Source organism: Hymenobacter sp. UYCo722 (genome assembly GCF_040547115.1).
Taxonomy (GTDB): Bacteria; Bacteroidota; Bacteroidia; order Cytophagales; family Hymenobacteraceae; genus Hymenobacter.
In genome coordinates, this window is the sequence record NZ_JBEPPC010000003.1 from 423,359 (window position 1) to 444,721 (window position 21,363).

24 protein-coding genes and 1 tRNA gene are annotated in these 21,363 nt (G+C 60.5%); 8 read left to right on the top strand and 17 right to left on the bottom strand.

Going from position 1 to position 21,363, the window contains the following annotated elements:
- Positions 1 to 70: 70 nt before the first annotated feature.
- The gene (locus ABIB44_RS11345; protein ID WP_354584777.1) at positions 71 to 2,131 is read left to right on the top strand and encodes a M13 family metallopeptidase; all 2,061 of its coding nucleotides are present in this window, start codon (positions 71 to 73) and stop codon (positions 2,129 to 2,131) included.
- A gap of 80 nt (positions 2,132 to 2,211) precedes the next feature.
- Entirely contained in the window at positions 2,212 to 4,308 is a 2,097-nt protein-coding gene (locus ABIB44_RS11350) for a M13 family metallopeptidase (RefSeq protein ID WP_354584778.1), read from the top strand.
- A gap of 146 nt (positions 4,309 to 4,454) precedes the next feature.
- Here the strand turns inward: ABIB44_RS11350 and ABIB44_RS11355 are convergent, their stop codons facing one another.
- The 3 genes from ABIB44_RS11355 to ABIB44_RS11365 form a co-directional block, all read right to left on the bottom strand.
- Positions 4,455 to 5,195, bottom strand: coding sequence for a peptidylprolyl isomerase (locus ABIB44_RS11355; protein WP_354584779.1), 741 nt, complete (start codon positions 5,193 to 5,195; stop codon positions 4,455 to 4,457).
- Between the two features lie 7 nt (positions 5,196 to 5,202).
- On the bottom strand, positions 5,203 to 6,387 hold the full coding sequence (locus ABIB44_RS11360) for a zinc dependent phospholipase C family protein (protein WP_354584780.1): 1,185 nt from the start codon (positions 6,385 to 6,387) through the stop codon (positions 5,203 to 5,205).
- Positions 6,388 to 6,620: 233 nt separating this feature from the next.
- On the bottom strand, positions 6,621 to 7,910 hold the full coding sequence (locus ABIB44_RS11365) for an amidohydrolase family protein (protein WP_354584781.1): 1,290 nt from the start codon (positions 7,908 to 7,910) through the stop codon (positions 6,621 to 6,623).
- Positions 7,911 to 8,144: 234 nt separating this feature from the next.
- Here ABIB44_RS11365 and ABIB44_RS11370 point away from each other — a divergent pair, with 234 nt between their 5' ends.
- Together ABIB44_RS11370 and ABIB44_RS11375 are read left to right on the top strand one after the other, a co-directional pair.
- Positions 8,145 to 8,399 (top strand): acyl-CoA-binding protein, encoded by a 255-nt coding sequence (locus ABIB44_RS11370; protein WP_354584782.1) that lies wholly within the window; start codon positions 8,145 to 8,147, stop codon positions 8,397 to 8,399.
- A 154-nt stretch (positions 8,400 to 8,553) separates the two neighbouring features.
- Positions 8,554 to 9,594, top strand: coding sequence for a hypothetical protein (locus tag ABIB44_RS11375; RefSeq protein ID WP_354584783.1), 1,041 nt, complete (start codon positions 8,554 to 8,556; stop codon positions 9,592 to 9,594).
- Between the two features lie 150 nt (positions 9,595 to 9,744).
- Here the strand turns inward: ABIB44_RS11375 and ABIB44_RS11380 are convergent, their stop codons facing one another.
- The 3 genes from ABIB44_RS11380 to ABIB44_RS11390 all read right to left on the bottom strand — a co-directional run bounded on the left by ABIB44_RS11380 (position 9,745) and on the right by ABIB44_RS11390 (position 11,213).
- Positions 9,745 to 9,975, bottom strand: a complete 231-nt coding sequence (locus ABIB44_RS11380) for a CDGSH iron-sulfur domain-containing protein (protein WP_354584784.1) — start codon at positions 9,973 to 9,975, stop codon at positions 9,745 to 9,747.
- A 148-nt stretch (positions 9,976 to 10,123) separates the two neighbouring features.
- On the bottom strand, positions 10,124 to 10,657 hold the full coding sequence (locus ABIB44_RS11385) for a GNAT family N-acetyltransferase (protein ID WP_354584785.1): 534 nt from the start codon (positions 10,655 to 10,657) through the stop codon (positions 10,124 to 10,126).
- 130 nt (positions 10,658 to 10,787) lie between these two features.
- Positions 10,788 to 11,213: a hypothetical protein gene (locus tag ABIB44_RS11390; protein ID WP_354584786.1), complete on the bottom strand. Its 426-nt coding sequence runs from the start codon at positions 11,211 to 11,213 to the stop codon at positions 10,788 to 10,790.
- A 132-nt stretch (positions 11,214 to 11,345) separates the two neighbouring features.
- Between ABIB44_RS11390 and ABIB44_RS11395 the strand changes: the two genes are divergently transcribed.
- Entirely contained in the window at positions 11,346 to 11,969 is a 624-nt protein-coding gene (locus ABIB44_RS11395) for a deoxynucleoside kinase (RefSeq protein WP_354584787.1), read from the top strand.
- Between the two features lie 161 nt (positions 11,970 to 12,130).
- On the opposite strand, the gene ABIB44_RS11400 is transcribed toward ABIB44_RS11395, so the two are convergent.
- From ABIB44_RS11400 to ABIB44_RS11410, 3 genes are all read right to left on the bottom strand, one after another.
- Positions 12,131 to 12,796, bottom strand: a complete 666-nt coding sequence (locus tag ABIB44_RS11400; protein ID WP_354584788.1) for a DUF2461 domain-containing protein — start codon at positions 12,794 to 12,796, stop codon at positions 12,131 to 12,133.
- 96 nt (positions 12,797 to 12,892) lie between these two features.
- Positions 12,893 to 13,717, bottom strand: coding sequence for an MOSC domain-containing protein (locus ABIB44_RS11405; RefSeq protein WP_354584789.1), 825 nt, complete (start codon positions 13,715 to 13,717; stop codon positions 12,893 to 12,895).
- Positions 13,718 to 13,798: 81 nt separating this feature from the next.
- Positions 13,799 to 14,317 carry an SH3 domain-containing protein gene (locus tag ABIB44_RS11410; RefSeq protein ID WP_354584790.1) on the bottom strand — a complete coding sequence of 173 codons (519 nt, stop codon included), beginning with the start codon at positions 14,315 to 14,317 and terminating at the stop codon, positions 13,799 to 13,801.
- 326 nt (positions 14,318 to 14,643) lie between these two features.
- On the opposite strand from ABIB44_RS11410, the gene ABIB44_RS11415 reads away from it, so the two are divergent.
- From ABIB44_RS11415 to ABIB44_RS11425, 3 genes are all read left to right on the top strand, one after another.
- Positions 14,644 to 14,716: transfer RNA gene (locus ABIB44_RS11415), tRNA-Lys, on the top strand.
- Between the two features lie 196 nt (positions 14,717 to 14,912).
- Positions 14,913 to 15,353: a helix-turn-helix domain-containing protein gene (locus ABIB44_RS11420; protein WP_354584791.1), complete on the top strand. Its 441-nt coding sequence runs from the start codon at positions 14,913 to 14,915 to the stop codon at positions 15,351 to 15,353.
- Positions 15,350 to 16,009, top strand: a complete 660-nt coding sequence (locus ABIB44_RS11425; RefSeq protein WP_354584792.1) for an IS630 family transposase — start codon at positions 15,350 to 15,352, stop codon at positions 16,007 to 16,009. The genes ABIB44_RS11420 and ABIB44_RS11425 overlap by 4 nt, the downstream gene beginning before the upstream one ends.
- A gap of 177 nt (positions 16,010 to 16,186) precedes the next feature.
- Here the strand turns inward: ABIB44_RS11425 and ABIB44_RS11430 are convergent, their stop codons facing one another.
- The 8 genes from ABIB44_RS11430 to ABIB44_RS11460 form a co-directional block, all read right to left on the bottom strand.
- Positions 16,187 to 16,900, bottom strand: a complete 714-nt coding sequence (locus tag ABIB44_RS11430) for an IS3 family transposase (RefSeq protein ID WP_354584793.1) — start codon at positions 16,898 to 16,900, stop codon at positions 16,187 to 16,189.
- A complete protein-coding gene (locus ABIB44_RS20530) occupies positions 16,887 to 17,030 on the bottom strand; it encodes a hypothetical protein (protein WP_502916492.1) in 144 nt (47 codons plus the stop codon). Before ABIB44_RS20530 ends, ABIB44_RS11430 begins: the two co-directional genes overlap by 14 nt.
- A 40-nt stretch (positions 17,031 to 17,070) precedes the next feature.
- Positions 17,071 to 17,379 (bottom strand): transposase, encoded by a 309-nt coding sequence (locus tag ABIB44_RS11435; RefSeq protein WP_354584794.1) that lies wholly within the window; start codon positions 17,377 to 17,379, stop codon positions 17,071 to 17,073.
- A 515-nt stretch (positions 17,380 to 17,894) separates the two neighbouring features.
- Positions 17,895 to 18,182 carry a hypothetical protein gene (locus tag ABIB44_RS11440; RefSeq protein WP_354584795.1) on the bottom strand — a complete coding sequence of 96 codons (288 nt, stop codon included), beginning with the start codon at positions 18,180 to 18,182 and terminating at the stop codon, positions 17,895 to 17,897.
- A gap of 77 nt (positions 18,183 to 18,259) precedes the next feature.
- Positions 18,260 to 18,700: a hypothetical protein gene (locus tag ABIB44_RS11445; RefSeq protein WP_354584796.1), complete on the bottom strand. Its 441-nt coding sequence runs from the start codon at positions 18,698 to 18,700 to the stop codon at positions 18,260 to 18,262.
- A gap of 93 nt (positions 18,701 to 18,793) precedes the next feature.
- Positions 18,794 to 19,195, bottom strand: coding sequence for a type VI secretion system tube protein TssD (tssD, locus tag ABIB44_RS11450; RefSeq protein ID WP_354584797.1), 402 nt, complete (start codon positions 19,193 to 19,195; stop codon positions 18,794 to 18,796).
- 170 nt (positions 19,196 to 19,365) lie between these two features.
- Positions 19,366 to 20,739 (bottom strand): DUF5458 family protein, encoded by a 1,374-nt coding sequence (locus ABIB44_RS11455; RefSeq protein ID WP_354584798.1) that lies wholly within the window; start codon positions 20,737 to 20,739, stop codon positions 19,366 to 19,368.
- Between the two features lie 51 nt (positions 20,740 to 20,790).
- Complete coding sequence (locus ABIB44_RS11460; protein WP_354584799.1) at positions 20,791 to 21,231, bottom strand: hypothetical protein; 441 nt, start codon at positions 21,229 to 21,231, stop codon at positions 20,791 to 20,793.
- Positions 21,232 to 21,363 lie beyond the last annotated feature (132 nt).

Consider the following 21,363-nt stretch of genomic DNA (forward strand, 5'->3'; position numbering starts at 1 on the left):
TCGTGCAACGGTGATGAAGCGCGCGCGTCCCTAACTTCACGGCATCATTTCCCACCCCAATATCTTCTTCATGTTTTCAACCTCGATGGCCCGGCGTCTCAGCCTGGCCGTACTCGGACTCGGCGGCTTGGCGGCCGCACTTGCAGCCGGCCCGCCCACAACTCCTCCCCAAAAAGGCGTCGGCATTGACCTCGCCAACATGGACCTGACGGTAAATCCCTGCGAGGATTTTTACCATTACGCTTCCGGCAACTGGCTTAAAAACACGCCCGTGCCGGCCGCCGAAAGCCGCTGGGGCTCCTTCAACGTGCTCTACGGCCAAAACCAGGTGGTATTGCGCGGCATTCTGGACGAGGCCGCTAAAAACGCCGCCACCGCCGCCAAAGGCACCAACGCGCAAAAAGTGGGCGACTACTACGCCTCGGCCATGGACTCGGTAGCTATCGAAGCGGCGGGCCTCAAGTACCTGCAGCCCCACCTCAACCGCATCGCGGCCATCAAGGACCTGGGCGAGATGCAGCGTTTCCTGGCCGACCCCAAGGCGCACGCCGGCAGCGTGTGGTACACTTTTGCCGTGGCCCAGGACGATAAAATCAGCTCTAAATACGCCGTGCAGATGTACCAGGGCGGCCTCACCCTGGCCGACCGCGACTACTACCTCAAGGACGATGCCCGCTCGAAAACCGTTCGCGCCGCCTACGAGACGTATCTGGTGAACACCTTCAAAATGCTCGGCGATTCCGAAGCCACGGCCAAAGCCAACGCGGCGGCCGTGACGCGCATCGAAACGCGCCTGGCCAAAGCCAGCAAAAGCCGCGTGGACCTGCGCGACCCCAACGCCAACTACCATAAGATGACGGTGGCCGCGGCTACCGCCGCCTACCCCAACCTCAACCTGCCTCTCATTCTGAAGCAAAACCAGCTAAGCACGGCTAAGGAGGTGATTCTGGGCCAGCCCGAATTCCTGAAGGAAGTGAGCGCGATGCTGAAGGCCGAGACCATTGCCGACCAGAAGCAGTACCTGCGCTTCCACTTGGTGAGCAGCCTGACCGGGGCCCTGCCCAAAGCGTTTGGCGACGAAGCCTTCCGTTTCTCGCAGGTGATGAGCGGGGCCAAGCAGCAGCAGCCCCGCTGGAAACGCATGCAGGCTTCGACGGACCGCGCCCTGGGCGAGGCGTTCGGCCAGCTCTACGTCGACAAGGCCTTCACGCCCGCCGCCAAGGCCAAGGCCAAGCAGCTGATTGAAAACCTGCGCCTGGCCTACGCCGAGCGCATCAAAGCCACCGACTGGATGAGCGCGGCCACCAAGGCTGAGGCCCTCAAGAAGCTCAACGCCTTCACGGTGAAGATTGGCTATCCCGACAAGTGGAAAGACTATTCGGCCCTGACCATCAACCGCGCATCGTACCTGAATAACCTGCTGGCCTCGCGCGAGTGGGCCAGCCGCGACGAGCTCAACCACTTCGGCAAGCCGATTGACCGCGGCGAGTGGGGCATGACGCCGCCCACGGTGAACGCCTACTACAACCCGGCCATGAACGAGATTGTGTTCCCGGCCGGCATTCTGCAGCCGCCCTTCTACGACCCCAAGGCCGACGATGCGGTGAACTACGGCGGCATCGGGGCTGTAATCGGCCACGAAATGACGCACGGCTTCGACGACCAGGGCCGCCAGTATGATGCCCAGGGCAACCTGCGCGATTGGTGGACCAAGGAGGACGGCGAGAAATTTAACCAGCGCGCTGCCGTGGTGGGCAAGCAGTTCGATGCCTTCTCGCCGATGGACTCGGTGCACGTGAACGGCAAGCTGACGATGGGCGAGAACCTGGCCGACCTCGGCGGCCTCACCATTGCCTACGCCGCGTTTCAGAAAACCCCCCAGGCCAAGGCCGCGCAGGCCATCGACGGCCTCACGCCGGCGCAACGCTTCTTCGTGAGCTGGGCCCAGGTGTGGCACAGCAACACCCGCCCCGAAATGACGCGCCAGCTCATCCTCACCGACCCGCACGCCCCCGACCAGTACCGCACCATCGGGCCGCTGCAAAACATGCCCGAGTTCTACCAGGCCTTTGGCTGCGCGGACGGCAGCAAGATGATGCGCGCCCAGACCGACCGCGCTAAAATCTGGTAATTCACATAGTAGACCATTAAATGGCAGCATGACGTGCTACTTTATCAGTTCTTTTCTCCCTCATCATTCCATTTCTCACGATGCTGAAATCTTCTCTCTTAACCCGGGCAGCCTTGCTAGCCGCCCTGGGGCTGGCCGCCGGGGCCGCCCAGGCCCAAACCAAAGTCAAAACCAAAAGCAACGGGGTTAAAACCAAAACCACCGTGCCCGCCACCCCCGGCCAGTCCGGCGTGGGCATCACGCTCGCCAACCTCGACCGTACGGTGGAGCCCTGCGACGATTTCTACCGCTTTGCCAACGGCAACTGGATGAAAAACAACCCCATTCCGGCCTCCGAAACCGGCTGGGGCGGCTTCAACCAGCTGCGCAACCGCAACCGCGACGTGGCCCGGGGCATTCTGGATAAAGTAGCCGCCGACCGCACCGCCAAGCCCGGCTCGAACGCGCAAAAAGTGGGCGACTTTTACGCTGCCGCCATGGACAGCATGGCCGTAGAAAAGGCCGGCCTGAAGTACCTGCAGCCCCGCCTCGATAAGATTAACGCCATCCAGGATTTGGCTGACGTGCAGCGCTACCTGGCCGACCCCAAGAACGTGGGCAAGGGCTGGTACGGCTTTGGCGTGGGCCAGGACAGCAAGAACAGCACCCTGTACGCCGTGCAGGTGCGCCAGGGTGGCCTCACGCTGGCCGACCGCGACTACTACCTCAACGACGATGCCCGCTCGAAAACCATTCGGGCGGCTTACCGCACCTACCAGGTCAACCTGTTCAAAATGCTGGGCGATGACCAGGCCACGGCGGAGAAAAACGCCGATGCCGTGACGCGCATCGAAACCCGCATGGCCAAAGCCAGCCGCGACCGGGTGGCCCTCCGCGACCGCGAAAAGAACTACAACAAGATGACTGTGGCCCAGGTGACCGCCGAGTACCCGAACCTGGACTTCCCGCTGCGCCTGAAAGAAAGTGGCCTGAGCGGAGCCAAAGACATTATCATTGGCCAGCCCGACTACCTGAAGGAGGCCAATGCCATGATAAAGGACGAGCCCATTGCCGACCAGAAGCAGTACTTGCGCTGGCATCTGGTGGAAAGCGTGACCGCGGCCCTGCCCAAGGCCTACGTGGACGAGGCTTTCCGCTTCTCGCAAGTGCTGACGGGGGCCAAGGTACCGCAAGCCCGTTGGAAGCGCGCCTTTGCCGCCACCGATGGGGCGCTGGGCGAAGCCTTCGGCCAGCTGTACGTAGACCAGGACTTCAGCCCGGCGGCCAAAGCTCGCGCCAAGCTAATGGTGGAAAACATGCGCGTGGCCTACGCCGAGCGCATTCAGGCCACTGAGTGGATGAGCGCGGCCACCAAGGCCGAAGCCCTGAAGAAGCTCAACGCCTTCGTGGTGAAAATTGGCTACCCCGACAAGTGGAAGGACTACTCCAAGCTGAGCGTCAGCCGCGAAAGCGCCCTGAACAACCTGTTTGCCGTGGCCGATTTCAATACCTATGACAACTTCGGTCACTTCGGCCAGCCCGTCGACCGCTCGGTGTGGGGCATGACGCCGCCCACGGTGAATGCCTACTACAACCCGAGCCTGAACGAAATCGTGTTCCCGGCCGGCATTCTGCAGGCTCCGTTCTACGACCCCAAGGCGGATGACGCGGTGAACTACGGCGGCATTGGCGCGGTAATCGGCCACGAAATGACCCACGGCTTCGACGACCAGGGCCGGAAAGTGGATTCGGAGGGCAACCTGCGCGATTGGTGGACCAAGGAAGACGGCGAAAAGTTCATGGCCAAAGCCGACGTGGTGGGCAAGCAGTACGATGGCTTCATGCCCCTCGACTCGCTGCACGTGAATGGCAAGCTGACGATGGGTGAGAACCTGGCCGACCTCGGCGGCCTCACCATTGCCTACGCGGCCTTCATGAAAACCCCCCAGGCCAAGTCGGGCAAGCTGATTGACGGCTTCACGCCCGAGCAGCGCTTCTTCCTGAGCTGGGCGCAAATCTGGCGCATCAACCAGCGCCCCGAAACTACCCGCCAGCTCGTGCAAACCGACCCGCACTCGCCGGGCCAGTTCCGCACCATCGGGCCGTTGCAGAACTTCCCGGAGTTCCACAAGGCCTTTAGCTGCAAGGAGGGCGATAAAATGGTGCGCCCCACCACCGCCCGCGCCAAAATTTGGTAAGCTCTTTGCTTCAGTTTGTTTGAATCACGCACGGAAAAATGTTTCCGCGCCCGATAAGAGAAGGTCCGCTTCCCCTGGGAGCGGGCCTTTTTACGTTTTTGAGGCCGCATTCCGCTGCGCTCTGCCCGCAAAGACAACCAGCCTCCTTACTTCACCACCTCTACCGTGAGCTTGATATCCTCCACCGGCCACTTATCCGACTCTACGGGCTGGTTGGAAATTTTATCAACCACGTCCTGGCCTTCGATGACTTCGCCAAAAACGGTGTACTGGCCATCGAGCGACGGCACGCCCCCCACGGTGGCGTAGGCCCGCGTTTGGGCGGGGGTTAGCTTCCGGCCAGTCATGGCCTGCGATTGGTTGGGGGCCAGTTTTTCGCCCACCACGAAATAAAAATCGGTGTTCGACGACAGGTGGCCGGGGTTCTGTTCGTCGTCGTATCGGGCCATGCCCAGCGCGCCCTTGTGGTGGAAGTGGGCGGCCCGGATTTCTGGCGGCAGGCGGTAGCGCTTCAGCCGGATGGTGCGCGCGCCGTAGGTCTGGCCGCCCTGCACGGCAAAATCCTTCACCACCCGGTTGAACATCGTTTCGTCGAACACTCCCTTGCGGGCCAGCAGCAGGAAGTTGGCCCGGTGAATGGGCGTATCGTCGTAAAGCTTCACCCGAATGTTGCCCAGCCGCGTCTTAATCAGCACCTCCGAGCCGGGGTACTGGCGGCCGTAAGCCAGCAGCGCGGCCGGCGCGGCACTATCGGTGAGGGTGGCCAGGTCGGGGCCGGGCACCACGGGCTTGGTGGCCACGGGCGCGGTGGCTGGCGGCGTCTGGTTGCAGGCAGCCAGCAGGGCCAGGCCCAGCAGCAGGCGAGCGGGAGCGGCAAAAGAATTCATGCGCGGGCTATTCGTCGGCCTTCTCCTTAATTTTCTGGGTATCGGCCCCGCGGCGCTTGGTTTTCACCTTCACCTTGTCGAAGCCGGGCGCGTCGTCATCGGCGGCGGCTGGGGTGGGGGCGTCGGCCGCGGGCGTTTCGGCGGAGCTGTCGCCCATGTCGCGGGCCGATTTGATATTCTCGGCGGCTTCCACCTTTTTCATTTTCTGCTGGGCCAGCAGTAGCTGGTCCTGGGAGAGGGTATTTTTCTTCCAGGCCGCGAGCTCGGTGGCGAGCCGGGCTTTTTCGGCGGCGGTGGCCTTGCCGGGGTGCATCAGGGCGTTGAGGTCGGGCTTGCCGCCATCCTGCCAGGCCGTGAGCCAGAGCGACGACACCAGGCTGGGGGCCGAGCGCAGGCGGTAGTCGACCATACCGCCCACGGCCTTGTCGTACTCATCGGCAAAGGCATCGGAGAAGCGGCGCGAGGTTTTGCCATAGCGGTGCGCAAATGTGTAGCGCACGTCCGGCTTCATGGTTTTCTCGATTTTCAGGGCCCGGTCGAAGGTTTCGCCCAGGAAGCCGTAGCTCTGGCCCAGCACTACCCAAATAGCATCGAGTGGGTTTTTGAGGTATTTGGCGGGCTCGCCGTCGAGACGGTAGGTGTTGATGAACCGCTCGGGCAGCTGGCTTTCCCAGAGCGCGTGCAGGCCCTTCTGGTCGGTTAGCTGGCCGTCGTAGTTGATGGTGGTATGCAGCGGCACAAAGGCATCGCTCACGTAATGGCTCAGCTCGGCCGAGTAGCGGATGATGTCGGTGGTGTCGCGGTTGCGGAAGGCCTCGGTCAGGCTGTCCTTCATCTCGATGACTACCCACGGCACAGTACCGTACTTTTTCAGCGTGTCGGCGGTGTATTTTGAGGTGGCCTGGTCGTACTGGCGGGGCATTTTGCCGAAGGGGTCTTCCTCGGAATAATGGTCCATGTCGATAAAGTGCTTGGGGGCCTCGCTGGGGTCGGTGGCGCGGCGCTCGTCGGGCAGGGTGCTCAGGCGCACCAGCGCCGTCATGTTGCGGAAATAGAATGCCTGCAAAGAGACCGGCAAGTGGTACACGGCAATCTGGGTAATGGTGCGGTGGCCGAAGAAGCCCCAGCCGCTGGCGGTGCCGGCAGCCAGCACCAGCGCCACGAGCAGCAGCGATAGCAAGGATTTTTTCATGAAGGCGGAAATTAATTTAGCGGAAAAGGGCAGGGGCCCGGCCAAAGTTCGGCAACGCGTGTCATATTTGGTTGGGAGTAGTGGTCCGGCGCTCATCCCGAGCTTGCGAAGGACCCTATCACGCTTGGACCATTTAGAAGTAGTTAGAATGATTACTACTCATCTTTCTCCAGTGGTCAGGTCCTTCGCGAGCTCAGGATGACAGAAGTTCCCGGTCCCCGGTCCCCCAAAAACTACTCCTGTCGATACGCCACGCCGGCCTTCATCACGAACACCGGCCGCATCATGGCCGAAATATCCTGGAGCGGGTCGCCGTCCAGGGCCACGATATCGGCGAATTTTCCGGCTTCAATGGTGCCTAAATCAGCGGTTTCACCCAACAGCTCGGCGGCGTTCAGGGTAGCGGTGCGGATGGTTTCGAGCGGCGACATGCCAGCCTCGGCCATGTAGCCGAATTCGCGGGCATTCTGGCCGTGGCGGAACACGCCGGCGTCGGTGCCAAAAGCCACCCGCACGCCCGCTTTGTTGGCCCGGTTGAAGGTGCCCTGCATTTTGGTGCCCACGTCGAGGGCTTTGCGGGCGATGACGGGCGGAAAGTAGCCGGGCCGCAGCCGGGCGGTGTCGGCCACCGACTTGCCGGCGATGAGCGTGGGCACGTACCAGGTGCGGGTTTTGGCCATCAGCTTAATGGCTTCATCGTCCATCAGCGAGCCGTGGTCGATGCTCGTGACGCCGGCCCGCACGGCCCGCTTGATGCCTTCGGCCCCGTGGGCGTGGCAGGCCACGCGCATGCCCAAATCGTGGGCAGTTTCGACCACGGCCCGAATTTCGGCCTCGGTGTACTGCGCGCCGGTACCGTCCTTGCTCAAATCGAGCACGCCGCCGGTGCTGGCAATCTTAATGAGGTCGGCCCCGCGCTTGAACTGCTCGCGCACGGCCTCGCGGCACTGGTCGGGCCCGTTGGCCAGGTTGATGGGGTGGCCGGCTTTCACAATCTGGTCTTCGCTGAGGCCGTCGGTTTCGTCCATGTGCCCGCCGGTGGCCGAGATAGCCATGCCCGCCGAATAGATGCGTGGCCCCGGCACCAGGCCCTGGGCTACGGCGTTGCGCAGGCTGGTGTTCACGCCCGAGCCGCCGCAGTCGCGCACCGTCGTGAAGCCGGCGCGCAGCGTCGTCAGGGCATTGCCCTGGGCGCGGAAAGCCACATCCGCCGGGTTCAGGGTGAAGCCTTCGCGGAAGCTGTTGCGGCTGGGCGACGACTCCAGGTGCACGTGGCAGTCGATGAGGCCGGGCAGCACGGTGCGGTTTTCCAGGTTGATGACTTTATCCTGGGGGCTGCTGGCGGCGGTGTAGCCGGCCTGCACGGCCGTGATGCGGTCCTTCTCGACCACGATGGTTTGCTGGCTGAGCAGCTTGCCGCTGCGCACGTCGAGCAGGCGGCCGCAGTGCAGGAGCGTTTTTTGGGCAAAGGCGGCCGGGGCGGCCAGCAGCAGCGCGGCGGCGAGAATAGCGGTACGCTTCATAAGGTGGGTTGGCGGGTTGGAACGAGTGAGAGAACGGATTGGTGAATCCAAAGAACGTCATGCTGAGCGAAGTCGAAGCATCTCTGTCGCCGCAGTAATCTAAACGACAGGATTAGTTACACGGTAGAGATGCTTCGACTTCGCTCAGCATGACGTTCCGTTATTTCGAAGCGACGTTCTTTCAGCCCGCACGACGTTCTTTGCGTCGTTCCATCAACCCAATTCTCCACCAACATGACCACGCAAGCCGAATTCGAAGCTGCCAGCCAACGCGCCCAGCAACTGCCCTCCAAGCCCAGCAACATGGTGCTGCTCCAGCTCTACGCCCTGTATAAGCAAGCCACCGAAGGCGACACCACCGGCGACCGCCCCGGGGGCTTCGACTTCAAAGCCATTGCCAAGTACGACGCCTGGAAAGGCCTGCACGGCACCAGCAAGGAAGCCGCCCGCCAGCAGTACGTGGAGATGGTAGCGGAATTGGCAGGGTAGATGCCTTGCTGATTTAGCTTGCCCAGCACGTCATGCTGAGCTTGTCGAAGCATCTCTACCGCACCAGTAATTGATTTTACTAAGACGGTAGAGATGCTTCGACAAGCTCAGCATGACGTTCTTTTGTTTTCCTTCTAATCAACCATTGCCGAACGTGGAAATCTCCCGCAAGAAGCCCCCGTACCCTATCACGCCGGAGCTACGCCGCTACCTGCGCGCCTACGACCGCGATACCGTGCTGCCCGTGACTTATGCTGAGCTGCGGCAGTTCACCGGCTCGTTTGCCCTGCTCGACCGCACCGGGACGGACACCCTCTGGCAAACCGTGTACTACGAGCCCCAGACCCTGCGCGAGCTCAGCCAGGGCCTGACGGAAGTGTACGCGCTGCTGAAAACGGCCGGCGATTTGAGCTTCACCGAGCACCTGCTGGCCGACCGGGTGGACTACTGCGAGTTCGGTAATTCGCAGCCGTTTCGGGTGCGTATCGTGAACCAGCTCAACGACAACCACGATTACTTTTACGTGAAGCGGGCCGACGCCTCGCGCCTTTACGGGCTGGAGCTGGAGCACCTGCTCTCGCCCAATTCCATCAACTTCCTGGTGAGCGGCGATACGCTGATTGAGGAGCACATCGTGGGCATTCCGGGCGATGATTTTATCAAAAAGCACCTCAACCAGCCGCAGCTCAACCAAGTGCGCGTGGCCAAGGAATTCGTCAAGTTCAATGAGCGCTGCTTCGTGCAGCTGCTCGGCGACATGCGCGCCTACAATTACGTCATCGCCGTCACGCCCGACTTCGAGGACGAGCAGTACCGGGTTCGGGCCATCGACTTCGACCAGCAGAGCTACGAGGGCCGCCGGGCCATGTACCTGCCCCGGTTTTTTAAGGATAACAGCGAAGTAGTGGCCATGTGTGCCCGCCACATCAAGCCCGAAACTCTGCGCCAGTACCAGGCCGAGGAGCGCGCCCTGATGGCCCGTCGCGCCCGCGCCGACCGCCACCGCCTGCGCGACCTGCTCGAAGCTATGCGCCGCCACGAGCTGGCCCCGCCCGAAAAGGTGGCCCAGCTCAAGGCCGAGCTCAACCGCTACCACCATACCACCGCCTTCGACCGCTGCGACTCGATGGGCGACGTGGTGCGCCAGAACCTGTGGCAGATGCTCGGCCCGCAGCTGCGCCGGGCGGCGGGTTAGGGTAGCACCAAGAGCTAAAAAGAACGTCATGCTGAACGCAGTGAAGCATCTCTACCGCGCAACTAACCAATTTTAGTATGGCGGTAGAGATGCTTCGACAAGCTCAGCATGACGTTCTTTTTGCGGCAATGCCGGTAGCTTCCGTGCTACTTACATGGCGGGCTTGGGCGCGGGCAAATCGAATGCCGTGGCGTCGTGCTCGAAGTGGCCTTTGTGCGAGCCGTCGCAGAAGGGCTTTTGCTTGGAGAGCCCGCAGCGGCAGATGCTGATGCGCTCGCGGCCGCCGAGGCCGTAGGGCTGGCCCTGGGCATCCACGAGTTCGATGTCTTCGCCCTCTACGCGGAGGGAGCCGTTGGAAAGGACGGTTAGTTTGATGGCCATTTGGTTGGGTTTTGAGGGGTGAATTAATTAGTGAGCAGTGGTAGTCATCCTAGGCTTGCGAATAACCTTATCACGCCTGCTCCATTTGCCGCCGCAAACTATTCAAACGTAATAAGGTCCTTCGCCGGCCCGGAATGACAGCCGGAAATCACAATGACTTCCGCATGATGTAATCGTTCATAAAGTACGGGCCAATCGGCACGTCCACTTCGCGCTGGCGCTCAAAGCCGCGCCGCTCGTAGAAGGCAATGGCCGGGTTGTAGCGGTTCACGTTGAGGTCAAGGAAATGGCCGCCGGCAGCCCGGGCGGCGTTTTCCACGGCTTCTATAAGGTGCTGGCCCAGGCCCTGCCCTTGGCGGGTGGGTAGCACGTAAATTTTGTGCAGCTTATAGCCGGTGGGGCCCTCGGCCCCGGCCTCGGCGGGCTGGGGCGAGAAGGAGGCAAAGCCGGCCGGCTCGCCCGCCACGTAGGCCACCAGAAATACGTGCTGCTGCTCCACCATCTGCCGCTTCAGGGCGGCGGGCGAATAAATTACCCGGTACATATATTCCAGCTGCTCCTCCGAGATGATGAAGCGGTAGGTGGGTTCCCAGGTAGCCTCGGCCAGCCGGATAATGGTCGGAATATCGGTGAGCGTGGCGGGCTCGATGCGCGGCGGCGCGGCGGGAGCGTCAGAAGTCATACTAGCGGTAAAACACGAAATTGCGGCGAAAAAACCGAAACTAGCCGGCTCGGCCTGCTACGGCCAGCCGGGGCCGGCCGTTACAGCACGCCAATCAGCCTACTGGTGTGGCCTGCCGTTTCAAAAACCGCTATTGCTGCAACAGCCAGCGCCGGGCCGGCTCCTCGTGCAGAAACAGGGCCGTGTGCAGCTGCCGGCTAATCGCGGCCATAAAATCCTGGGTCACAATCTGCGATTCTAAGTCGGGTGAAAGCAGGTACGCAATGGCTCGGACTCCTGCGGCCACGGCCAGCGGCAGCCATTCATATTCGAGCCAGGGCAGGGCCTCGCTCCAGTCGCCGCTGGTGGTGCGCTTGTCGTTCAGCACCCGCGTGAAAGGATACGTGGCCATCAGCTTCGTGCCCATGCTCACCCCCCGGATAACCTCGTCGGCCGTGAGGTTGCCATGCCATTGAACATACAGCACCTGGCTCTGCGGCAGGTAGTAGAATTCGGCCAGCGGCGCTCCGTGGCGGTCGTTCAGCGCGAGCACGGGTTTCGTATCGGTGGCGACCATGGCGTTAGAATTCAGTTATCGGTTATTGCGATACAACAATACTAAAAAGGTTCTGACTTACCGGTGTCCCGACGGCGCAGCCCTGCTATCTTTGGGGTTCTGCTATTTAGTACCTTTTATTGTTCGCAGCACATGCACATTGCCATTGTCGGCAACATCGGGGCCGGTAAAACCACGCTGGCTCATAAGTTGGCTCAACACTTCCGCTGGGAAGTTTTTTTGGAGGACGTGGATGACAATCCTTACCTGAAGGACTTTTACCACGACATGCCCCGCTGGGCTTTCCATTTGCAGGTCTATTTTCTCAATGGCCGTTTCCAGCAAACCCAGCGCATCAAGGAGCTGCAGAAAGCGGGCAAGGGCATCATTCAGGACCGCACCATTTACGAAGACGCCCACATCTTCGCGGCCAACCTGCACGAGTCGGGCCTGCTCGAAACCCGCGACTACAACAACTACTACGCCCTGTTCGAGTCGATGATTGACCTCGTCGCGCCGCCCGACCTGCTGCTCTACCTGCGCGCCGACCTGCCCAAACTCATCGGCCAGATTGAGAAGCGGGGCCGCGACTACGAGAACACCATCAGCATCGAGTACCTCAAAAACCTCAACGAGCACTACGAGAAGTGGATTAGCACCTACAGCGCCGGCCGCAGCCTCATCATCGACGTGAACGAGCTCGACTACGTGCGCAACCCCGAAGATTTGGGTACCATCATCGAGAAGATTGATAACACCTTGTTCGGGTTGTTTTAAAGGGTTGTTCGGGGCACGACAAAAAATGTCATGCCGCGCGCGGCCGAAGGACCTTGCCCGCTAACAGTAGTCCTATCAACCAGATAACTTGCGCGGTAGAGATGCTTCGGCTGCGCTCAGCATGACGTTTATTTGGGATGCTATTAGTAGCTAATAACCCCTCACAGCGCCTCGTTGAAGAAATCGACCAATGGCCGGGCCGCCACAATGTCGGCTACCAAGTGGTCTACGAAGTCGGGGGCGAGCACTTCGGCATCGGCATAAAGCTTCCCTACGCCGAAGGTTTTTAGTTTGAGCCACGCCACATCGGGGTCGGTCGCCGCGTATCCGCGCGGCGGGCGCGTGAGCTGCGGCCCGGTGGTATCGAGCCCGGCCGGGAAGTGCCGCAGCAGGGCCGGGGCCAGCCGCTGCCGATGAAACTCGTCGGGGCTGTAGTGAATTTCCTGCCGGATGGCTGCCAGCATTTCCGGAGTAGGGTGGAAGGTGCCCGCCCCCAGCCAGCTGCGCCCCGCCGGCTGAATGGCGATGAAGTAGCCGGCGCGCGGGGCGTGGCGGCCGCCCTGCTTCAGGCCCGCGCCCATGCGCCGCTTGTAGGGTTCGGGGTCGCGCTGGCTGCGGTCGTTTTTGTGCAGCCGAAACAGCACGTCGGTGGGTGTGAGGCTGGCCAGGTCGGCGTCGGTAATCGCCACGCGGGCCAGCACCTGGCGCACCAGCTCGGTGCAGGCGGCGCGGGCGCGCTGGTAATCGGGGCGATGTTCGGCCATCCAGGCCGTGGTATTGTTGGCCGCCAGTCGGGCCATGAAATCGAGCAGGTAATCCAGTTCCATCAAGCAAGCGGCGCGGGTGAGAGTGAGTAGGCGCGGCATTGTCCAACGCGGCCACTGCCGCCGGAGTTGCTGCCCGCGTCGGCCCGGGGCCGAATGCTATTTGCGGCTTAGTACCGTCAGGGCGTCGCCCACGCGCAGGCGGCCGTGGGCGGGGCCGGTCACGTTCTGGCCAAACAGCGTGCTATTCTCGGCCTGGCGATACGTGGCCAGCGTGCGCAGCGGGTCGCCCAATGGGTTTTTCTGCGCCGTTTGCTGGTCGATGGTGGTGAGCACGCAGCGGCCGCAGCCCCGCACGGCCCGAAACGGCACGTTACCAATCCGGAACTGCTCCCAGGCATCGTCCTCGTAGGCCTCGCCGCCACCAAACACCAGGTTGGGACGGAAGCGGTTCATCGGCACGGGCTCGGCCAGGCGGGTATTCAGGTCGGCCAGGGCCGCCTCGCCGGCCAGCAGGAAAGGGTAGCCATCGGCAAAGCTCACGAGCTGGCCCTCGGGATTCAGGTCGGGCTCCACGTCGCGCCGCACCATGTCCGACATATACACCAGGCGGCAGGTACGTCCCAGGGCGTTACTCAACCACTCGTCGGCTTCCGGCGTACCGCGCCACGCCCACAAAATATCGTCCCACACCGTTACAAACAGTGTGCGGTCGGGCTGCGCTTCAAAAGGAATGAATAATGGCAGCAGTTCGGGCTGCTGCCGGTGCGAAATCAAAAAGCCATTGTAGGCCGGGGCCAGCGTCAGCAAAGCCAGCTCGGGGTGCTGCCGCTGCGTCAGGAAGCGGTTGCGCTCGTCGACGAGCAGCCAGCGGCGGTCATGGCGCAGGCCGCGGGCCGTCACCTCGGCTTGGGCCACGGCATAACCCCCGAGGGATTTCACGGGGTACAGGTACAGGCCGGTAAGGGAAAGGGCGGTGGGCATGGCGCAAAAGTAGGCGCGCTGGCGGATTGTTAGGTTGTCGGAATGCCCAATAGAAATGGAATCTGCTGGTGTGCCAGCCTACTACTCCACCACCAGCAGGTCGGTGGCCCGCACGTAGGCCACCCGCTGCTGCCACTGCACCCGGTACCAGATGTCTTCGCGGCCCAGCACGGGCAGGCGGTCGCCCAGCGCGGCGGTGCTCAGCCAGGCCGCGCTGGCCCCTGGCCCAGCCATGAGGGCCGCTCCCGCCCGCGACACCAGCCCCGCCGGCACCGGGCGCACCAGGTGCAGGTAAGCCGCCAGCAGCAGCAGGTACGCCCCAAATGCCACCCACGGCCCGCGCCCCCGGCGGCGCAGCAGCAGCCCCACAGCCCCTACTACGGCCCCCGCCAGCAGGGCTTGCAGCCCGGGGTAGTAGTAGCGCTGCGCCTGCACCCGCAGCTCCTGCTGCCAGGTATTGGGGTAGCCCACCAGCTGGTGCTGGGCGGCCAGCGAAGCCAACTGCTGCCAGGTACGCACCCGGGGCTGGCGCGCTTGGGCCATGCTCAGGTAGAGCAGGGCCGCCGGGTAGTGGCCGAGCTGCTGCTGGGCGTAGGCCATTTTTAAAAATAATTCGGGAGAAGCCCGATTCTTTTGCCACACCAGCGCCCGATAACCGGGGAAAGACGCTTCATACTGGCCGGCGGCAAACAAAGAATCAGCACGCGCCAAGGTTGGAACGGCAACAGATTGCGGGAATGTTAAACTTTTTTTTGCTCCCGGAATTGCACCCAAACTACAGAAAGGCAGCAGGGTTAAGAGGAGAAAAAGGGCGCGCACGGTAAGGAGAGAAGGCTTTTTTTTAAAGGCAGAGTTGTGTAATCCGGAAGGCCGTACTACTTTTGTGCCACCAAAGAAGGAAACGTCCTTCCAAGGTGCAAGGTACCGATTCTGTAGCTCAGCTGGTAGAGCAGTACACTTTTAATGTACGGGTCCTGGGTTCGAATCCCAGCGGGATCACAGCAAAAGCCCCTTGGCGCATCGCTAAGGGGCTTTTTTATTTGGTGGGACCGCAAGTGGGACCGTGATTTGCTCGTAACCTAGTCGTGGATTGGCCGTTCGTGGTAAAGTCAGATAAAATAAAGTAAGTAGGATATGGCTGGTGCTTAGTCAAACAAGTTAGCCAACAAAATGCAGGTTCTGCCGTTGCGGGTATATGGCCCGTCCCCTCACTCCCTTTCTGCTGCCGGCTGCTGACCAGTCCGCCCTCGAAACCTTCACCCGCACGGGTCGCCGCCCGGTGCGGGCCGTGCGCCGTGCCCAAGCCATGCTGGCCTTAGCGACCGGCATCGGCCAGCAGGCGGCCGGCAAGGCCGTGGGCCTGAGCCGGCAGACCGTCAGCGAGCTGCGCCGCCGCCACGAAGCTGGCGACTGGCAAGCGGCCCTGGCCGAGGCTCCGCGTAGCGGCACGCCCCCGCGCTTCGACGGGCCCCAGCGGGCCGCGCTGATGGCCTTGGCCTGTACGCCGGCGCCCACCGGGCACAGCCGCTGGACGCTGCGCCTGCTGGACAAGATTTCGCACGAAACGGTGAGCCAGGTGCTCAAAAAAACGAACTGCAGCCCCACCGCCAGCAGCACTGGTGCTTGGGGGCAATGAACGCCGCCTTTTTAGCCCGGATGGAAGATGTGCTGGCCGTCTACGAGCGGCCTTACGACCCGCAGTTTCCCGTCGTCTGCTTCGATGAGCGTCCCTGCGTACTCCACGGCCAACCCGTCGAACCCCTGCTACCGGTGCCCGCCAAGCCCGCCGTAGGCGAAGAGCCGGCGAAGGCCGGGCGGCCCCGGCGCGAGAGCAGCACCTACGTGCGCCAGGGCACGGCCTGTTTGCTGGCCGCTTTTGAGCCGGGCACGGGCCAGCGCCTGGTCGAGGTCTCGGCCCGCCGCACCGGCACCGACTATTGCCGCTTTCTGCAGCGCCTGGCCGTCCACTACCCCCAGGCCGCGAAAATCGTGCTCGTGCAGGACAACCTCAACACCCACACCGACGCCGTCTTCCACCAGCATCTGCCCGCTGCCCAGGCCCGCGCCCTGGCCGCCCGCTTCGAGCTGCATTACACCCCTAAAAATGCGTCCTGGCTCAACATGGTCGAACTTGAATTCTCGGCCATCGCCCGCCAGTGCCTGCACCAGCGCATTCCCACCCTGGAAGAACTCACCGCCCATGTCGCTGCTTGCGTGGCCGAGCGCAATGCGGCGGGGGCCACGGTCAAATGGCAGTTCACGCCGGAAAAAGCCCGTGTCAAACTTGACTGACACTATCAGAAAATTAGGATAACTAACTTGCCTGACTATGCACTAGCCGTGGTAAACACCCTTTTGTCTTTATTCAAGTGAGGTGGTCTAGCTAAAACGGACAGCGCGAAGTCTTAACTTCCGCTGTCCATGACTGAAAAACTGAACTGAGGTGGTTGGTTACAAACGGACACCGAGCTAAGGTAGGTTGAAAAGGGAGTGGAGTTCGATGTCGAGCGGGGTACAGTAGCCCAGCGCGGAGTTTAGTCGCTGAGTGTTGTAGTTATAGTCCAAGTAATCAGCCAGTTCTAAGCGGGCTTCTTCCATGTCGGCAAAGCATGATCCACGGGGCAGCATCTCCATTTTGAGGGTGCTCCAGCCGCTCTCGGCCAAGGCGTTGTTATACGGGTTACCCGGCCGGCTCAGGCTGGCAATAGCCTGAGTGCGGTCCAGGAATTGGGTGAAGGCGTCGCTCGTGTACTGGCTGCTGCGGTCGGCGTGCACGAGCAGACCAGGCGGGGGCTGGCAGACGGCCACGGCCCGGTTAAAGACGGTCAGCATTAAGTCCGTATGCAGCGACTCGCTCACGTGCCAGCCGACCACGCGTCGGGAAAAAGCATCGCGCCAGCAGGCCAGGTAGGCCCAGTGCCCGGTGGCCAGGACTAAGTAGGTAATGTCGCCGACCCAGATTTGGTTGGGGGCTGTAGCCGCGGGCCAGCTGGCGAGCTTGTTGGCGGCAACAACGGCCTGTGGGTCGGCCTGGGTGGTGCGCGGGGGGATGGATGCTGGCGCGGGTGCAGAGGGCGCGTAAGCCGCTGGCGCGGAGCCAGCCGCGCAGCCGCTGCCGGCCCACCGCATGGCCTTCGTGGCGCAGCTGGGCGCGCAGCCGGCGTTGACCTCAGCGGCCGGCATGGGTAGCAAAGACACGCTGGGCTGCCACCTGCCAGGCGGGAAGCGCTGGCTCGGCCGCAGCCGGCGCGCGCTTGCGCCACGCGTAGTAGCAGCTGGGGCTGACATCCAGCAAGCGGCACTGCTCACGCACTGGCAGCAGGGAGCGTGTAAGGCAATGAAAGCGAAGCGTTTCATCGGCCCGTCGGTTGTGAAAAGATGGTCAGCGCTTTTTTTAAAATATCGCGCTCCATTTCCGCGCGGGCCAATTGGGCCCGCAACTGCTTGTTTTCCTGCTCCAGCGCTTCGCTGCCTGCTGTACGCGCCGCTTGGGTGAGGGCCGCCCGCACCCACTTGCCTGACACGGCCTCGCTCATGGCCAGCGCCTGCGCGCCGCGTGCCGCCGCCTGTCCATCCTGGGTTACCCGGCGGACTGCTTCGGTTGGAAAGGCCGCATCATACTTGGTTCGATGCCGTTCACCTGCTGGTTTTGCTGCTTCCATGACAAGGGAAAGTTACTTTCGCCGTGTCAACTTTTACCCGACCACCTCAGTCTCTAGCAGTGATTGAATTGCCGAGCCATTAGTCGCAAGGTGCTGACGTGAAGATTTTGCCAAGCCCTGCGAATGGCCAGTAACCAATCGTACAACTGTTGGGTCGCCCCCTACCCAAGCCGCTACCTTTTACTACCAGGACAGTTCGAGGAGGCGACAAATGCGCTTTCCTTCGGCCAACCCAATCACCCTGTACGCTTGCTAGTCGCGTCGCGCAACCAACTTGTAACCAACGTTAAACAAGGTCGCTAATGACCCATGCAAGTGTCCCATTAATGCCCCAGCACGGCTTGCGGCCGACGTGCGCATCAGCAGATGCGGGCGACAAGCCAACCATGCTTCAAGCGCTGTAAGTTTAAAGCGTTCAGGGCAAGCAGCGAGAAGAATATGTTTGAAAAACATAAGAAACTCGCCACACGATTATTTAAGACTCACCGATTCATACTGGCATTGGCTTACTGACATCAAACCTTATAGTCGTCTGGGTAGCGCTGGTTGAAATGGTTGGGGTTGCGGTAAGCAATGTTATCGCCACGCTGCCTGTCCTCCTCGAAATTCCAAGCGAAGATTTCAGGGTGCATCACGGCCTCAATCCATCCCCGATTATGTTCCCGCTGCAAGTAGACAGAAATTCCACCCTCATCAACTTTACAGATATAGCCTTTTGCAGTTACAGCATCAATCCCGCATGCCTCGTTTATCTGCGTTGGTTTGGCCTTAATCGCAAGACCCGGTTGTACGTGTGGGCTCATGGCTAAAATGGGGATGAAGAGGAATAACCAGTGGCTTACAGTTTTGCAACCGGCATATGGCGTGTGCGGACTGCCTGTTAGTCAAGGGTGAGTGGCTTGATTTCGTCATGGTGCTCAGGGCTTGTCACCCACATATACGAGTCGCGCCGCCGCCACCCATCGGGCGGGCCTGCTAAAAGGTGGTCCATTTGCTCGTACTGGCGAAGCACTGTGCCCGCGTCCATGCCCGTACCAACAATGGCAATGTCCATAAAGCGCTGGGCGCGGTCACCCATAAAATCGGGCGCGGCCCACTCCATGAGGCCAATGCGCACCAATACGCCGCCTCCTTTGGGCCTCCTTCTTTGGATTTCGGGCTCGAGTCTTTTCAGCTCGTTCTCGACTTGCAGTTCCGTCCCGTGCTCCCCCAGTTTGCCGATGGCCCATTTCACTACTTCGCCCAGCGCGGAAATTCCTTCCTGTCGGGCCGTGTGAGCGGCCGTCGCGCGCTGCATGGCCTGGAATTGTAGCTTGTCCATTTTCTCGCTTGTTTAGAAAAGCATGATTTACCTGCTAGCCCATTAACAAAAGAAGCCCGTCAAATTTTGACGGGCTTCTTTTGTTAATGGGCTTTACACCCACTTATTATCCAGCGAAGCGCCGTTTACATCAATCTTGTTAGCCGAAATCACCAGGCTTAATACCATTGAAGCTTGGGAGCCGCCGCCGCGGGCATCGAAGCTTTCGGTGTAGCCGACGCAGTAGGCCTCTTTGAAGGAAATTTCCTTCATCTTGGAATCCTGGTCGCCGCGCTTAAACACTATTTTTCCATCCGCCCGCTTGTAAGGGTCAAGCATCCAACTGATAAGCTTCACGCTATCCGTCGACACGATGGTCACCTTAATGGTGCCGCCCTGTACTACGGAAGATGGACGTCCTTTATCATCGGTGGTTTGGTTGAAGGAGTAGCCGCAGCTCACTACTTCACACTCCTCGCTGCCAGCAGCGTCGAAAACAGCACTAAAAGATGCCATGGTGATAAAAATGGGGTTGGTGGAAAAATGGTTGCTGTACGAAGTAGCTCTACTGTCCCGAGAAAACCCTTCTGAAGACAGAAAAAACACTTATTAAGTCAAATATAGTAATAAGTTGCTAAAATTAATAACAATAACAACTTATTTTTTCATCCTGCCGTGAAAAACGCTTATTGCTGCGCGTATTCTGCGCTCCAGTCGCGGCCGGGGTTGTCCGGGTCGTCGCCCTTGGTGCCATCCAGCGAAACCATAAAGGTTTTTGCGGGGAAATAAGGCACCATGTGAATGTCGAGGTTGATGCGGTCCTTCTGGTCGGGGTCCCGCTCAAACTTCTTAATCGAGAACTTTTCAATCAATTTGCCGGGACCCGCAATGCCGTCGAGGAAGCGCACAATCTGGTTCTGAATGTCCATCCGCATGTTATGGTCCCAATTCTCGAAGGCGCGGCGGTTGAGGAAATCAATCAGCACCTTGGTCACGTAGTCGAACACCCGCACCACCGAATAGGTCTGCAAGCCGATGTTGTCGCCGCTAAAGAGGGTTTTGGCCGAGAAAGCCATCACGCGGCCGTACTCATTGACCATCGGCACGAGGCCGATTTTTTCCATGTTGGAAATTTCGCTTTTGCGCAGCTGGAATTTCACCCCTTCCACCTCGTTCAGGGTGCCATGCTTGCGGCCGGCCGTCACCTGCGACGCCAAGGTCGAGTAAATGCGGCCCGCCAGGGAGGAAGAGGGCGGCACAAACATGTCTTCTTCCTCGCCAATTTCTTCAATTTTGCCCCGACCTACCAGCCAGTTGGCCGTCATCACCACGTTGGACTTGTAGGCGTCGGCGCCGGTCAGGTTGGCCTCTTCAAACAGCTCTATAACGTCCTCCGGCGTCTCGTGATGCTCAAAATCCGTGACCATCATCACCTTGTTTTTATATGCAATTTTGGCCCATTTATCCACTACGGCCGTGGAGCCGAGGTATCCGGGCACCACCAGCAGGGAGTAGTTGTCGCGCAGGTCGAGCCGGTCGTAGTTCTGTTCCAGCTCGTCGGACACGGCATCGATGAATATGGTATTATCCAAGTCCTGTATCTGGTCCTTGTCGGCGTTCAGGATGGAAATATTTTTGACTTCATCCTGCTCGGTGTTCCGGTAAAAAAGCGTAACCGAGCGGTACGCCTGCTCGAGTTCGTGGGTAGCTTCCACGGCCGTTTTGAGGTTGGCCGTGAGCAGCTGCTGGGTAGATTCCACGCGCTGCTGGGCTACGTCCACGGCTTCGGCCACGGTTTCGGCCCCGCTCAATACGGTGTGCCATAAGGCCAGCCGCTTCTTGAGCTGCTGCCGGTCGTTCTTCTTGTTGTCTTCCGAAAGGAAGATTTTCTTGCGGGCTTTCTTTTCCGGATTGAGGTTGGAAGCGCCGTCGATGGTGGTCTCGAGCAAGTCGAACCCGCCCACTTTCAGCAGGGCCTGGGTGCTTTGTTCAAGGTTGGGGGCAACTCCTTCGCGCTGACGGTAGGCAGTAGCAGTGGTGTCTTGCTGTTCGGGGGCCATAGTTAGAAATCGGCTATTGACTGGAATGGAGAAAGTGAGAATGGCCAGAACCTAGTTGAGCTCCTCAATCATGGCCTGAATGGCGTCGAGAAAAGCCGCCTTGGTTTCCGGCTTTTCGAGGGCCGACTTGAGTATTTTGTTGGACTTGAGTTGGCGCAGGAGCTTTTGCAAGTCGTCGGTTTCGGAGGAGAGACCTTGCAAAAAGTTGCTCTGGCTGATGATGCCTTTTTTACCAAAGTCGCCCAACGAGGCGAAGTGCAGCTTCTCGGGCACCGTGGCGCCTTGGGCATTCTCAAAATCGACGGCCACCTCGGGCTTGTAGTGGGCAAACACTGCTTCCGGGGTTTTGAGGCCCGTGACCACCACCGGCCGCGTCGGGGTGTTGGTGGTGAGCTTCTGCACCATCAGGGTGCGGTTGAGGGGGATTTCCGAAATGGCTTCAGAAGCATTGTCGAGCTTCCGTTCCTGGCCACCAATTCCATATGAGTACATAATTGTGGGGGGTTGTGAAAGGGATGATGCGGGCAAAAAGACACGCCGCAGCCAATCGGTGAAGGTGTTGAGTGAAAAAAGACTTTTGAGTTTTACCACTTAGGCAGCGCTATAAAGTTGTGCTAAGATATG

Coding starts and splice junctions, on each gene's coding strand:
- ABIB44_RS11365 (WP_354584781.1), bottom strand. CDS start 7,910: ATGAAGCGTACCGCTATTCTCGCCGCCGCGCTGCTGCTGGCCGCCCCG.
- ABIB44_RS11390 (WP_354584786.1), bottom strand. CDS start 11,213: ATGGTCGCCACCGATACGAAACCCGTGCTCGCGCTGAACGACCGCCAC.
- ABIB44_RS11455 (WP_354584798.1), bottom strand. CDS start 20,739: ATGGCCCCCGAACAGCAAGACACCACTGCTACTGCCTACCGTCAGCGC.
- ABIB44_RS11420 (WP_354584791.1), top strand. CDS start 14,913: ATGGCCCGTCCCCTCACTCCCTTTCTGCTGCCGGCTGCTGACCAGTCC.
- ABIB44_RS11410 (WP_354584790.1), bottom strand. CDS start 14,317: ATGGCCTACGCCCAGCAGCAGCTCGGCCACTACCCGGCGGCCCTGCTC.
- ABIB44_RS11380 (WP_354584784.1), bottom strand. CDS start 9,975: ATGGCCATCAAACTAACCGTCCTTTCCAACGGCTCCCTCCGCGTAGAG.
- ABIB44_RS11370 (WP_354584782.1), top strand. CDS start 8,145: ATGACCACGCAAGCCGAATTCGAAGCTGCCAGCCAACGCGCCCAGCAA.
- ABIB44_RS11350 (WP_354584778.1), top strand. CDS start 2,212: ATGCTGAAATCTTCTCTCTTAACCCGGGCAGCCTTGCTAGCCGCCCTG.
- ABIB44_RS11385 (WP_354584785.1), bottom strand. CDS start 10,657: ATGACTTCTGACGCTCCCGCCGCGCCGCCGCGCATCGAGCCCGCCACG.
- tssD (WP_354584797.1), bottom strand. CDS start 19,195: ATGGCATCTTTTAGTGCTGTTTTCGACGCTGCTGGCAGCGAGGAGTGT.
- ABIB44_RS11360 (WP_354584780.1), bottom strand. CDS start 6,387: ATGAAAAAATCCTTGCTATCGCTGCTGCTCGTGGCGCTGGTGCTGGCT.
- ABIB44_RS11425 (WP_354584792.1), top strand. CDS start 15,350: ATGAACGCCGCCTTTTTAGCCCGGATGGAAGATGTGCTGGCCGTCTAC.
- ABIB44_RS11430 (WP_354584793.1), bottom strand. CDS start 16,900: ATGCCGGCCGCTGAGGTCAACGCCGGCTGCGCGCCCAGCTGCGCCACG.
- ABIB44_RS11345 (WP_354584777.1), top strand. CDS start 71: ATGTTTTCAACCTCGATGGCCCGGCGTCTCAGCCTGGCCGTACTCGGA.
- ABIB44_RS11400 (WP_354584788.1), bottom strand. CDS start 12,796: ATGGAACTGGATTACCTGCTCGATTTCATGGCCCGACTGGCGGCCAAC.
- ABIB44_RS11435 (WP_354584794.1), bottom strand. CDS start 17,379: ATGGAAGCAGCAAAACCAGCAGGTGAACGGCATCGAACCAAGTATGAT.
- ABIB44_RS11440 (WP_354584795.1), bottom strand. CDS start 18,182: ATGAGCCCACACGTACAACCGGGTCTTGCGATTAAGGCCAAACCAACG.
- ABIB44_RS11355 (WP_354584779.1), bottom strand. CDS start 5,195: ATGAATTCTTTTGCCGCTCCCGCTCGCCTGCTGCTGGGCCTGGCCCTG.
- ABIB44_RS11445 (WP_354584796.1), bottom strand. CDS start 18,700: ATGGACAAGCTACAATTCCAGGCCATGCAGCGCGCGACGGCCGCTCAC.
- ABIB44_RS11405 (WP_354584789.1), bottom strand. CDS start 13,717: ATGCCCACCGCCCTTTCCCTTACCGGCCTGTACCTGTACCCCGTGAAA.
- ABIB44_RS11460 (WP_354584799.1), bottom strand. CDS start 21,231: ATGTACTCATATGGAATTGGTGGCCAGGAACGGAAGCTCGACAATGCT.
- ABIB44_RS11395 (WP_354584787.1), top strand. CDS start 11,346: ATGCACATTGCCATTGTCGGCAACATCGGGGCCGGTAAAACCACGCTG.